The organism is Pseudoalteromonas xiamenensis, assembly GCF_030994125.1.
Classification (GTDB): domain Bacteria; phylum Pseudomonadota; class Gammaproteobacteria; order Enterobacterales; family Alteromonadaceae; genus Pseudoalteromonas; species Pseudoalteromonas xiamenensis_B.
In genome coordinates this window covers 1,484,380-1,497,894 of the sequence record NZ_CP099917.1, presented here as the reverse complement: position 1 = coordinate 1,497,894, position 13,515 = coordinate 1,484,380, and the positions used below count along the sequence as shown (strand labels likewise).

The 13,515-nt window shown below is 44.2% G+C and carries 11 protein-coding genes; 5 read left to right on the top strand and 6 right to left on the bottom strand.

What is annotated here, in order from left to right; all coding sequences use genetic code 11:
- Nucleotides 1-43 precede the first annotated feature (43 nt).
- From gluQRS to sfsA, 3 genes are all read right to left on the bottom strand, one after another.
- A complete protein-coding gene (gene gluQRS, locus NI389_RS06895; protein WP_308362152.1) occupies nt 44-973 on the bottom strand; it encodes a tRNA glutamyl-Q(34) synthetase GluQRS in 930 nt (309 codons plus the stop codon).
- A 12-nt stretch (nt 974-985) separates the two neighbouring features.
- Complete coding sequence (dksA, locus tag NI389_RS06890) at nt 986-1,429, bottom strand: RNA polymerase-binding protein DksA (RefSeq protein WP_208844109.1); 444 nt, start codon at nt 1,427-1,429, stop codon at nt 986-988.
- Between the two features lie 233 nt (nt 1,430-1,662).
- Nucleotides 1,663-2,376 (bottom strand): DNA/RNA nuclease SfsA, encoded by a 714-nt coding sequence (gene sfsA, locus NI389_RS06885; RefSeq protein ID WP_308362151.1) that lies wholly within the window; start codon nt 2,374-2,376, stop codon nt 1,663-1,665.
- A 77-nt stretch (nt 2,377-2,453) separates the two neighbouring features.
- On the opposite strand from sfsA, the gene pepB reads away from it, so the two are divergent.
- From pepB to NI389_RS06860, 5 genes are all read left to right on the top strand, one after another.
- Nucleotides 2,454-3,746 (top strand): aminopeptidase PepB, encoded by a 1,293-nt coding sequence (gene pepB, locus NI389_RS06880; RefSeq protein WP_308362150.1) that lies wholly within the window; start codon nt 2,454-2,456, stop codon nt 3,744-3,746.
- Nucleotides 3,747-3,938: 192 nt separating this feature from the next.
- Nucleotides 3,939-4,667: a 1-acylglycerol-3-phosphate O-acyltransferase gene (locus NI389_RS06875; RefSeq protein ID WP_308362519.1), complete on the top strand. Its 729-nt coding sequence runs from the start codon at nt 3,939-3,941 to the stop codon at nt 4,665-4,667.
- Complete coding sequence (rraB, locus tag NI389_RS06870; protein WP_308362149.1) at nt 4,651-4,986, top strand: ribonuclease E inhibitor RraB; 336 nt, start codon at nt 4,651-4,653, stop codon at nt 4,984-4,986. Before NI389_RS06875 ends, rraB begins: the two co-directional genes overlap by 17 nt.
- Before the next feature lie 169 nt (nt 4,987-5,155).
- Nucleotides 5,156-6,439, top strand: coding sequence for an HD-GYP domain-containing protein (locus NI389_RS06865; RefSeq protein ID WP_308362148.1), 1,284 nt, complete (start codon nt 5,156-5,158; stop codon nt 6,437-6,439).
- A 546-nt stretch (nt 6,440-6,985) separates the two neighbouring features.
- Nucleotides 6,986-8,251, top strand: coding sequence for an outer membrane protein transport protein (locus tag NI389_RS06860; protein WP_308362147.1), 1,266 nt, complete (start codon nt 6,986-6,988; stop codon nt 8,249-8,251).
- Between the two features lie 105 nt (nt 8,252-8,356).
- Here NI389_RS06860 and NI389_RS06855 read toward each other — a convergent pair whose 3' ends face one another.
- From NI389_RS06855 to pepA, 3 genes are all read right to left on the bottom strand, one after another.
- Nucleotides 8,357-11,203, bottom strand: coding sequence for a valine--tRNA ligase (locus NI389_RS06855; RefSeq protein ID WP_308362146.1), 2,847 nt, complete (start codon nt 11,201-11,203; stop codon nt 8,357-8,359).
- A 24-nt stretch (nt 11,204-11,227) separates the two neighbouring features.
- Nucleotides 11,228-11,674 (bottom strand): DNA polymerase III subunit chi, encoded by a 447-nt coding sequence (locus NI389_RS06850; RefSeq protein WP_308362145.1) that lies wholly within the window; start codon nt 11,672-11,674, stop codon nt 11,228-11,230.
- Nucleotides 11,675-11,862: 188 nt separating this feature from the next.
- Entirely contained in the window at nt 11,863-13,374 is a 1,512-nt protein-coding gene (gene pepA / locus NI389_RS06845; protein ID WP_308362144.1) for a leucyl aminopeptidase, read from the bottom strand.
- Between the last annotated feature and the right edge of the window lie 141 nt (nt 13,375-13,515).

Sequence of the window (13,515 nt, the reverse complement as noted above, 5' to 3'; positions counted from 1 at the left end):
GATTTTATAAGGGTCGTTATCATATACCAGCTCTCAATAAAAATTAAGAGGTAGGCAACGAGAATTGATACCCTTTATCGCTTAGTTTTACGACAATTTCACGTGTTTTTGGGATGCTTTCACGTTGATAGTGCTCAATTGCCCATTTCAATAAAACATCAACCGAGTGGATGTCGACATGATTATCAGGGAATAAGCCGAGGAATTGCAGGGTTGCAAGCAAGGCTGGTGCTGGATTTTTCTTGTCCACAGCGGGAGCATGATTTTGCTTAGAAAGCTTAAATCCTGGCGATTGAACCGCCAATGGCACGTGACCATATTGTGGTATTGGCCAGCATAACTGCGAAAACAAGCTCATTTGCCGAGAAGTTGGTTCGACAAGATCTGCACCGCGGATAACATGACTAATACCTTGTAAGTGATCGTCTACAACCACGACTAACTGATAGGCATATAGACCATCGCTGCGCTTAACAATGTAGTCTTCGTTTGCCAGTTCAGCAGGGGTTGTAACTTGCCCTTGAATTAAATCATCAAAGGTAACAATAGGGTGGGTCTGAGTAATACGTAAAGCATTGCGTTCAAACGCCTTGTTTAACGGTAAACAGTGTCCAGTATACAAACCACCGAGTGCTTTTATTTGCTTGCGAGTGCAGGTGCAGGCATACAACTCTTGACGAGTATTCAGCGTCGAAAGCACATCTTGGTAAAGCGAATGTCGTTGACTTTGCCAAACCACGTCTTCATCCCAATGAAGGCCAAATGCGTCAAGCGTATGAAGAATGTCAGTATCAGCGCCTTTGACCACCCTCGGCGTATCAATGTCTTCAATACGAACTAACCATCTACCTTGGTTGATTTTTGCATCCAGGTAGCTTGCTGTGGCGGCGATGAGTGAACCAAAATGAAGAGGGCCGGAGGGGGAGGGAGCAAATCGACCGCGATAGCTCCCTTGAATATCTGGGGTAAGCATGTCCGGGAGGGGTTATCCGCGTCCCGTTTGTTTCTCTTTAATTTCAGCAAGAGTCTTACAGTCAACACATTGGTCAGCAGTAGGACGAGCTTCTAAGCGACGGATACCGATTTCAATACCACATGAGTCGCAGAATCCGAAATCGTCGTCTTCAATATTTTGTAGCGTTTTTTCAATTTTCTTGATGAGTTTGCGCTCACGGTCACGTGCACGCAGTTCCAATGAGAACTCTTCTTCTTGAGCCGCACGGTCAACTGGATCAGGGAAGTTTGCAGCTTCGTCTTGCATATGCGTTTTAGTACGATCTACTTCATTTCTTAGATCGTTGCGCCATGCCTCCAAAATCTGTTTGAAATGGGCAAGTTGTGCCTCATTCATGTATTCTTCGCCTGGTTTTTCTTGATACGGCTCTAAACCAGCTTGGGCTAACAACCCAAGTTTCTTTTGCTCTGGCATAGCAATCTCCTAAATCCTTAAAATCTTACCCCAGCTTCCGCCGGCGGCTATAAATAGCAGAATCCTACTACCTAGGCAATTACTTTTTTCCTATTTAGTGTGCCAAAAGCAAGATTCTACCTAATTAAAATGGATGGGTTTTAGCCATTTTTGACGACAAGTCAGAAGGTTAAAACAACCTGTAGAAAAAATAATTTTCCCAAATATGGGGGGCTTTTTTAAATAATCAAGCGTTACCCTTTAATTATTATCGGCAAGGGGTCGGTAATAATAAGTTCCTCTTTTGACACTTGTGCGCGATAAGCGAGAAATTCAACACCTGCTTTTTGCGCGTCAATACATAAATTGGCGTAATGAGGATCAATATGTGCGGCAGGGTGTACGTTTTGAATGCCATTATGCATGACGATAAAAAGTAGAACGGCGCGATGCCCCTGCGCTTTCATTCCCATCAATTCGCGTAAGTGTTTTTGACCTCGAACGGACGGTGCATCAGGGAAGTATCCATTGCCATTTTCTAACAGCGTAACGGACTTCACTTCTATGTAGCAATGCGTCTCCGGATTTATTGATTGACTGAGTAATACGTCGATTCGGCTTTTTTCACTGCCGTAGGGTACTTCGGCTTGAACTCTGTCGTAATGTGCAAGCGGTGCAATTTTTCCTGACTGCAATGCTTCAATCGCAACGGTATTCGCACGTGCGGTGTTAACGCAAATTAAGTGACCATCAAGGCTTGTTGTAAGTTCAAGCGAATGCGGGTATTTACGTTTTGCATTATTACTAGTGGTGTAATATGCCTGCGTATTTGGCTCTGCACAGCCAGTCATTCGACCCGTATTTGCGCAGTGCACGGTTAAGGATTGGTTATTGACGTCAAGGTCAACCAAAAAGCGTTTATAGCGTTTAATCATTAAGCCAGTTTGCAGTGGCGGAACGTATAGCATTATTTCTTCGCAGATGTTTGGGTCGACATTCTGGCTAGTGTACACTGTGAAAAACACATTTAATATGAGTGAACTACATGTCTGAACAATTTTTAGTCCGTCTAAGTGAAGAGCCTGCAAAGGGCGTTTGGGCGCAGTCTGGCACAAGCTTTGATAGCCAAGGTGCGGTTATTCATCTCCCAGAAGCGAGTGCATTGAAACATGTTCAACGTGCTGCCCGCGCGATTGCAACGCAAGGTTTAGCGAAAGTGAGCTTGCAGGGCGAGCGTTGGACTACCGAGTTACAATGGGCCTTTTACCAAGGTTTTGTCAGTCCAAAACAACTCAGTGGTGTGACGTTTGTCGATAATACGAACAGTGATTTGGCAGCGCTTGAAGCATTAAAAGTCAGTGCCACTTGGGCACGTCAAATGATTAACGGTACTGCAGAAGACATTTACCCTGAGAGCCTTGCTGGTAAAGCGGCTGAGTTTATCCAGTCTCTTGCTCCAGAGCACGTAAGTTACCAAATCATCAAAGGTAAAGCGTTGTTAGAACAACAATGGATTGGTATTCATGAAGTTGGTCGTGGTAGTGAACGTCCTCCGGTGCTATTAGAACTTGATTACAACCCGACAGGTGACGACGATGCACCTGTCAGTGCCGCTTTAGTTGGTAAAGGGATCACGTTCGATTCAGGTGGTTACTCAATCAAAGCAAGTGAAGGTATGCTGGGCATGAAATGTGACATGGGCGGTGCCGCAACGGTGACTGCAGGTCTTGCTTTGGCGATTCAACGAGGCATTCAAAAGCGCATTAAACTATTTTTATGCTGTGCGGAAAACTTAATCTCAGGCCATGCATATAAACTAGGTGACATTCTTACCTATAAAAATGGCACCTCAGTTGAAATTGTGAATACAGATGCGGAAGGTCGTTTAGTGCTTGCAGATGGTTTGATGGCAGCAGCTGAAACGGGTGCGCCATTGATTCTTGATGCGGCGACGTTGACTGGAGCTGCGTTAATGGCCGTAGGTCAGGAATACAATGCGATTTTTGGGCTCGATAAGCCCCTAGTGCGTGAAGTTTGCCAGTTTGCTGAACTGGAAAGTGAAGCAGTTTGGCCATTGCCACTTGAAAAATGGCATCAAAACGCTTGCCCATCTGCTTATGCGGATACGGCAAACAGTCGCCCAGTCAAAGGCGGTGGAGCTGGTGGCGCATCGAATGCCGCTGGATTCTTATCTCGTTTCGTTCCAAACGATGGTCAAGGTTGGATCCATTTAGACTTAGCGGCGTGTTTTAGAGACAACGCTTCTGCAGATTGGTCTGCGGGAGCAACAACGTTAGGTTTCAGAACTATTGCTCGTTTCTTGCAAGAAAAAGCGTAATTCATTGCTCTTCAAGAAAAAGCTCGCATCATGCGAGCTTTTTCTTATCCCATCATATCTTGTTTCATACTTTTAAAATTCACCAGCGACTCAACGAATACCGTGTCGACAATTATTGCAACTAATTTGAGCTTACAAGTGTTCGCTGTACGCGGTATAATGCCCCCAGTTTTACTATACGGAGAGTTCCCGTTGCTTGCTGTAGTTCGAATTATCGCGATGGCGATATTTATCGTGATGAGCGCTTTATGCGGTTTAGTGCTTTGTTTATTCAAACCATTCCACAAAAATAACGTACATATCGTGGCCTCATGGTTTGGTAGTATGGCACGTATTTTAGGTGTCAACGTTGTGATTAGTCGTGCGCAAGGTATCGATGACATTGGTCCAGCTATTTACGTTGCTAATCACCAAAACAACTATGATTTGTTTACTTTGCCAGGGGCTGTGCCGAAAAATACGGTAAGTATGGGAAAGAAAAGCTTAAAATGGATCCCATTTTTTGGGCAGCTTTATTGGCTTTCTGGCAATATTCTAATTGATCGTGGCAATCGTTCCAAAGCGGTCGGCACACTTGGTAAAGCAGCAAGTAAAATAAAAGAAGATGGTGTATCCGTATGGATGTTTCCAGAGGGGACTCGAAGCTACGGACGCGGACTTTTACCGTTTAAAACGGGTGCTTTCCACACTGCACTAAATGCCAAAGTACCTGTCGTTCCTGTATGTATGAATTCAACACATAAGCTTATAAAGCTAAATCGTTGGGACAATGGTACAATATTTATCGATATGATGGAGCCTTTGATGCTCGATGAGAGTGTAAGTGCACGAGACCATGCACAAGCGACTCACGAACTGATGGCACAAAGAATTGCACACCTTGATGATAAAGTGAGAGAAGCGAATGGAAAATTGGCGTGAGATCAGCGAAGACATCGTTGAGTCGTTGCTAGAAGATGGTTCTAACCCTGAATTGTTATATGAAGTGGAACACCACTTTGTATGTGAAGACTTTGATAAATTAGAACAAGCCGCATTAGCCGCTTTTAAACTCGGATACGATGTTGAAGAACCAGCCGAATTAGAACTGGAAGAAGGCGGTACTATTTGGGGCTTTGATATTGTTGTTGAATGTGAGCTAGACGTTGAAGCGATCATGGAAGACGTTGATAAATTAGCCGCGCTTGCAACGCAAACAGGCGTTGAATACGACGGTTGGGGCACTTACTTTCAAGAGTAAATCTGCTTTGTGCGATATCAGGCCGACGGTGTTCGGCCTGATTTGTTTTGAGCACGAGTGAGCCAAATCACTAATAACATTTTATTAATTATTTTCGTTAATCTAGACAAGACCAATAAAAAAATGCTAATAATCGCGTCTTGTTCCCTTTGTGTGAAAAATCGACTTCATGCTGGTCACGCTACCGATTACAGAACTACAGCCAGGAATGTTTGTTGACAGTGTTAGCAAGCAAAGCGGTAATTCTAAAGTTAAGATCAAATCTCGAGGAATGGTGCGTGATAGCGGGATCATCAAACAGCTCAAAGCCAAAGGGGTTTTAGAGCTTAAAATTGATTTCACACAAAGTGAAATTTCAATCCCTGACAAATACCAACCTAAGCCTCCAACACCAATTGTTGAGCTTGAGCCGGATAAACCACTATCAAAGCCCGATGGGACATTATCGACAGCGAAAAAGGTCGTTAAAAAGCCTGTAGAACCAAAAAGTCAAAAGCAACAAGAGCTCGTTTCACTTGAAAAAGAGTTTGCTCAAGCTATTCAACAATTTGAGCAACACAATCGCAAAGTCCAGACGCTTTACGGTGATATCACCGCAGGCATGCGAGTTGACATGGGATTAGTCAACGAAGTCAGCAAAGAAATTGTCGAATCCGTATTTCGTAACTCGAATGCGATGGCGATTATGACGCGTTTGCGTGACAAAGATAATTACAATTGGCGTCACATGATCAATTGCACCATTTTGGTCACTGTTTTTGCGAAATACCTCGGGTTAAAGCCTGCCATGGTTGAACAGTTAGCCCTTGGAGCAATGTTGCACGATGTGGGACATGCTAAATTACCTCAAGGTATCTTAAATAAAGACAGTAAGCTGACCTTTCATGAAATGAAAGCGCTTGAAAAACACGTTTCGCAATCATTGGGGTTGGTCAAAGGTGAGGCTGGTTTGTCGAAAATCGTGATGGACATGATAGTTAACCATCATGAGCGACTGGATGGTACAGGTTATCCAAGAGGCCTCAAGGCTGAAAACATTTCTAAAGTGGCACGTATTATGGCCATTGTTGACGTGTATGATGCAATCACTGCGGATAGACCACACGCGAGTGGTAATGAGCCAGTTCATGCACTGCGTTATCTACTGACGAATAAGCAGTTGTTTGACCCGGAACTTGTGCAGCGATTTATAAAATGTATGGGGGTTCATCCGGTAGGCACGATAGTAAAACTGACTAATGAACGTTTAGCTTTGGTGCTTGAGGGAAATAGGTTGCAGCCTACAGCGCCAAAAGTGCGTATCTTTTACAACACGAAGCATAACCATCATATCACTGCGAAAGAACTTGATTTAAGTGAACCGGAGCATGGTGTTAAAATCATCGCCGCGGTTAAGCCGCTGGATTACCAAATTAACCTCAGCCGTTTGTTAAAAGATCATTTGTTGGTTTAGACATTCGCTTTTGGCATCTGCGTTTATTCCGTCTTATTCCAGCCCAACTCGCCCCTGAAAAACAGCCTGTCATCATCACGATCCAAATTAGAGAACCAAGTTGACTGTGAAAAGCAAGGCAACACAGTGACAGAGCCAGTACCGCGCTGGAAATTGCGGCTATCCAATAGAAATCAATTGGCTTTTTGCAGTGTTTCGCATTAGCACAGGCACACTCATTTGCTTTCAAGAAATAAAAACAACTGACGCCACATAACACAAGACCTGCGGTGAGTAAGAGCCATTCCATGATACACCCAATTTAAAATACACGACCTAAGTAGTGTAATTGCTTCTGTTTTTTCTTTCAATATAAATGATAATTATTATCAATTAAATCAATGAGTGGTCTAATCTGTTTACAAAAAGTTCAAGTGTGGTGCTTTTGTGTGCGATCGGACAGTGATAAGTCGAGAACAAGAAGCTTTTTTATAAAAAATTCGCTAGGGTGCGTATCGATTAAATTTGGTATGTAAGCCAAATCGAAAAAACATATGGGATTTGAGAATGAAATTATTTACTAAATCACTACTAGCATTAAGCTTAGCCGGTCTTTCAGCACAGTCTTTTGGTGCTGCGTTTCAACTAGCAGAGCAAAACGTTTCAGGTCTTGGTCGCGCGTATGCTGGTGAAGCAAGTGCTGCTGACGATGCATCTGTTGTAGGTCGTAATGCGGCACTTATGACTCAATTCAGCAGTGCACAACTTTCTGTTGCGGCGATGTACGTTGAACCTGATGTGAGCCTAGATGGCACTTCAACAAATAATGGCCTTCCTGCAAATGTACTTGACGAAAGTAGCATTGCGCCAAGCGCGATTGTACCTGCGGTTTATTACACTCGTGCTCTGAATGATCAGTGGTTCATTGGTGCAGGTATTTACTCTCAATTCGGTCTGGCTACGGATTTTGAGAGCGATTATGCAGCGGGTCAACTGGCAGGCGAAACAGAAATTGTCACGATCAACACAAATTTAAGCGTTGCATACAAAGTTGACGAACAGTGGTCAGTCGCATTTGGTCTTGACCATGTCTATGCGGATGCAAAGATTGTACGTAATCTCGGTGCTAACCCATTCAACGTACCGGCACAAACGGAAGCGGTTCGTCTAGAGGGGGATGACAGTGCGTTCGGTTGGCATGTTGGTGCATCTTACCAAATGGATGCAAAGACTCGCTTTGGTCTTAGCTACCGTAGCGAAACAGACATTAAATTCGAAGGTGATTTCAGCAACCAATTGCCTGCAACTCCACCATTTTATGGCACTGCATCTGCTAAACTTCCAGGTTCTGTGGACTTAACGCTTCCAGCTATCGCTGAGTTGTCAGCAACACATCAGTGGAATGACATCGTAACCGTTCATGCAAGTGTCATGTGGACGGGTTGGGATAGTTTCCAAACACTTGCGGCAGATGTTGAAGGTCGTGGAACGGTATTTACCAAGAACGAATCATTCTCAGATTCTTGGCGTTACGCTGTGGGCTCTGAATATCGTTTCTCGAAAGCATTAAAGCTTCGTATGGGTCTTGCGTATGACACCTCTCCAGCTGACGATGCGCACTTGTCTATTTCAATCCCAGATACCGATCGTATTTGGTTCTCGTTTGGTGGTGAGTATCAGTTAGACGACCATAGCAGCATTGATTTAGGTGCGAGCATTCTTCGTGGTAAAACACAGAACTTTGTTGAGCATGATAACTTTGGCAGTGCATGGGGTTTTGAGTCTCGCGGACATGCAGCGATCGTTGGTGCGCAGTACAACTATCAATTCTAATCAAAGATTAGTTTGATAAAAAACGCGAGGTTCTGATGCCTCGCGTTTTTGTTTTCTGAAATAAAAAAGCCACCTTAAAGGGTGGCTTTTTTGGCAAGCGGCTGATTATAAGCTTTCAATCTTCGCTTTTTGAGCGAGTAGCTTATCTTTTGCATCTTGGTACTCAGCAAGTTTCTCATGCTCTTTCGCCAGAACTGCTGGTGGCGCATTGTTTACAAACTTTTCGTTTGCAAGCTTGTTGCTTACCTGAGCTAAGCCTTTCTCTGCTTTTTCTAATTGCTTTTCAATACGTGCAAGTTCAGCTTCAACATCAATTAAGCCTGCCATCGGGATCATGATTGCTAAATCACCGATAAATGCGGTTGCAGATGCAGGTGCATCATCTTTATTTTCAAGTACTGTAAAACTTTCTAGTTTTGCAAGTGAACTCAAGAATGCACTGTTACTATCGATACGACGCTTGTCTTCTGCGCTAACACCTGCAAGTAATACGTTTAGAGGCTTACTTGGACTAATGTCCATCTCGCCGCGGATATTACGTACAGCAAGGATGAACTGTTTTACCCATTCAAGATCCGCCATCGCTTCGGAATCAACTTGAGATTCATCGAAGCCAGGGAAGCTTTGTAGCATGATTGTTGAAGCTTCAATGCCTGCAAGCGGTGCAACACGTTTCCAAATAGTCTCGGTGATGTATGGCATCAGTGGGTGCATTAAGCGTAGCAAACCTTCAAGCACTGTGATCAACGTGTGGCGTGTGCCACGTTGTTCGACTTCAGAGCCTTTGAATAGGACAGGTTTTGTTAACTCTAAGTACCAATCGCAGAACTGGTTCCACGTAAATTCATATACCGTGTTTGCAGCAAGGTCAAAACGGTAGTTATCTAAGTGTTCACGGAACGTTTTTACGGTGTGTTGGAACTGACCTAAGATCCAGCGATCGGCAAGAGACAGCTGTTTGTCGCCACCATTGAAACCACAATCCTGTTCTTCGGTATTCATCAATACATAACGGCTTGCGTTCCAAAGCTTGTTACAGAAGTTGCGATAGCCTTCTAAGCGGTTCATATCCCAATTGATGTCACGACCAGTTGACGCCATCGCAGCCAATGTAAAGCGCAGCGCATCGGTTCCGTGTGCTTCAATACCATCAACAAAGGTCTTGCGCGTATTTTTTTCAATCTTTTGCGCTAGCTGAGGTTGCATCATGTTGCCAGTGCGCTTTTCAACTAAGCTTTCAAGATCGATACCATCTATCATATCGAGAGGGTCTAATACGTTACCTTTAGACTTCGACATTTTATCGCCGTTTTCGTCACGAATTAGACCCGTCACGTATACTGTTTTAAATGGTACTTGTGGTTTACCATTCTCATCTTTCACGAAGTGCATCGTCATCATAATCATACGTGCAACCCAGAAGAAAATGATGTCGAAACCCGTTACAAGCACGTCCGAAGGGTGGAATACTTTTAAGTCTTCCGTTTGCTCTGGCCAACCTTGTGTCGAGAATGTCCAAAGTGCTGATGAGAACCACGTATCTAATACGTCTTCATCCTGTGCAAGTACGACATCCGCGCCTAGGTTATGCTCTGTACGAACTTCCGCTTCATCACGACCAACATAGACGTTGCCCGCTTCGTCATACCAAGCTGGAATACGGTGACCCCACCACAATTGACGTGAAATACACCAATCTTGAACGTCACGCATCCATGAGAAGTACATATTTTCGTATTGCTTAGGTACGAACTGGATTTCACCGTCTTCTACCGCTTTAACGGCTTGCTCTGCAAGCGGAGCAACTTTTACGTACCATTGGTCAGTAAGTAAAGGCTCGATGATAACGCCAGAACGGTCGCCATAAGGAACGGTTAAACTGTGATCGTCGATTTTTTCCAATAAACCGGCTTGCTCAAACTCTTCTACAATTTTTGCACGCGCATCGAAACGGTCAAGACCATGGAAACGCTCAGGAATTGGTGCATCTAGGTCGAGTTCTTTACCGTCAAACGTATAGGTTTCACCCGTAATCAAAATTGCCGCGTCTTTGTTGAACACGTTGATCATCGGAAGTTGATGACGTTTACCTACTTCATTATCGTTGAAGTCATGGGCTGGTGTGATTTTCACACAGCCAGTACCTTTTTCCATGTCCGCATGTTCGTCGGCAAGGATAGGGATACGACGATTTACGATAGGAAGTAAAATCTCTTTACCAATCAGATCTTGGTAACGTTCGTCGTCAGGGTTAACGGCAACACCTGTGTCGCCTAGCATGGTTTCTGGACGAGTAGTTGCAACGACAATATAATCTTTGCCATCTTTCGTTTTAACGCCATCGGCTAGGGGATAGCGTAGGTTCCACATGTGGCCTTGCTTGTCTTTGTTTTCAACTTCAAGGTCAGAAATCGCTGTGTGTAATTTCGGGTCCCAGTTTACTAAGCGTTTACCACGATAAATAAGGTCATCTTGATAAAGGCGAACAAACACTTCTTTAACCGCGTTTGATAAACCTTCATCCATCGTAAAACGTTCGCGATCCCAATCAACCGACGCGCCTAAACGACGAAGTTGGCGTGTTATCGTGCCGCCTGATTCGCCTTTCCATTCCCACACTTTCTTAATGAATTCATCGCGGCCTAAATCGTGGCGGCTTTTTCCTTCTTCTGCGGCTAATTTACGCTCTACAACCATTTGCGTTGCAATACCCGCATGGTCTGTACCGACTTGCCAAAGTGTGTTGTTACCATTCATGCGCTTATAACGAATAAGCGTATCCATAATGGTGTCTTGGAATGCATGGCCCATGTGTAAGCTACCGGTGACATTCGGTGGCGGGATCATGATGGAGTACGCTTCACCTTGGCCTGACGGTTTAAAGTAGCCATTGCTTTCCCAGTCTTGATATAAAGACTGTTCAATATCTTGTGGATTATAGGTTTTATCCATTACACAGAACCTTAAAATATACTTTTATTGCGAGATTTCTTGAGTTGAAAGCACTGCACCAAGCTGCCTAAGTTGCTTAAATCGTTCTCGAGCGGCTTGTTTTTGCACTGCCTCAACGGGCACAAAATCAAATACTTGATTAAAACGTCGAATGAAGTCCGGCAGTGTCATCGATAAATTAATGAGTACTGTTCGACGGCCTACGGGCGGAGTCACACCGATTTCAACTGGCGCGCCACCTTTTGGTCCTTCACCTTGCAAATTGTGAGGCACAAAACTGTCAGCTTCAAATTGCCATAAATGTTCATCGAACTGATGCGCCAAAGCAATGTCATCGATGTAGACAAACACACGTTCACCAGAGCGAAACTGCTCTAATGCGATTTTGGCGGCTAAATCAAAATGAGCCGGTACTGTCGTGTCCGGCCCATGCTCTTGGTTTAGCACATAGAAACATGCATTTGTGGTCATATAACGGCTATTTTTTGAATCCGACGCGGTCAAATCGTGAGGTAAAGCATTGCGCTAAAACGACATGAAACCAGCTGTTTTGGTTATCAATTCGACGGCTAAAAATAAAACCGCATTCTGACACAGAATGCGGTTTCCTTCAATCGTCGACGCGCCTCGAAAGGGCGCTTTACAGAGCAAAAAAGGGACTAATCTGCCTGACCCTGACCGATGTTTGCTCTATTTAGCAAATATTGCGTTAACAATGGCACCGGACGACCAGTTGCGCCTTTGTTTTTGCCACTACGCCACGCTGTACCTGCAATATCTAAATGTGCCCAATTGTATTTTTTGGTAAATTTAGATAAGAAGCATGCGGCTGTGATCGTGCCAGCAGCGCGACCTCCAAGGTTTGTAAAGTCAGCAAATGGGCTTTCGAGTTGCTCTTGGTAATCATCCCAAAGCGGCAATTGCCAAGCGCGGTCGCCACTTTGTTCAGACGCTTTTAAGATGTCGTGTGCGAGCGGGTTGTGGTTTGAAAGCAAGCCTGTAGCATGATGACCAAGGGCGACAATACACGCGCCAGTGAGTGTTGCTACATCAACAACTGTTTCTGGCTCAAATTGTTCTACATACGTTAACGCGTCACATAGCACCAGACGACCTTCTGCATCGGTATTTAATACTTCAACCGTTTGGCCTGACATCGTGGTAAGGATATCTCCTGGACGATAGGCGTTAGCGCTTGGCATGTTTTCACAGCCAGCCAAAATACCAATGACATTAAGCGGGAGTTTGAGCTCTGCAACGGTACGCATTAAACCTAAAACCGATGCCGCGCCGCCCATATCGTATTTCATCTCATCCATGGCTTCGCCAGGCTTGATTGAGATACCACCTGAATCAAACGTAAGCCCTTTACCGACAAATACAACAGGAGCTTGTGAGTCTGGAGCACCAGTGTAATGGATAACAGACATGATGGATTCGTTAGCACTGCCTCGTCCTACAGCAAGATAGGAATGCATGCCAAGATCTTCCATTTCTTTTTCACCGACTAGATTCACCGTCACATTGCCAAATTCGTTCTCGAGAATTTTTGCTTGTTCGCCAAGATATGCTGCATTACAGATATTCGGTGGCATGTTGGCCACGTCTTTACACAGCTTAGCTCCTGATGCAATCGCTAAACCGTGCTCGATGGCCGTTTCGCCAATTGGTAGTTCGCGACGTGTTGGTACATTGAACACGATTTTACGAAGTGGTCTGCGCAAATCGCTTTTTTTGCTCTTGAGTTGATTGAAGGTATATAAGCAATCCTGTGTTGTTTCAACAGCTTGCCTTACTTTCCAGTACGTATCACGACTTTTCACATGTTGCTCTGTTAAAAAGCAAACCGCCTCCATTGACCCTGTTTCATTAAGGGTATTGATGGTTTTTGAAATAATTTGTTTGTACTGTTTATCATCGAGCTCACGCTCTTTGCCGCAACCGACAAGTAGTACGCGCTCACTAAGAATATTTGGTACATGATGTAACAATAATACTTGTCCGGTTTTACCTTCGATATCGCCGCGACGAAGTAAATTAGAAATGTATCCTTCACTGATTTTGTCGAGTTGCTCACCGATAGGTGATAGGCGACGTGGTTCATAGACACCCACGACGATACATGCGCTTCGTTGTTTTTCTGGACTACCGCTTTTTACGCTGAATTCCATTGCGACTCCTGAGTCTGTGATAGGTCAATTTGAACTTTATACGCCATTTTTCATCAATACCAGTAAAGGCCTTATATTTCTTAAATTGGCCCAAACAGTTGGTAGGATTATTGGCACTGTTGGCATATAATAAAGTGACTA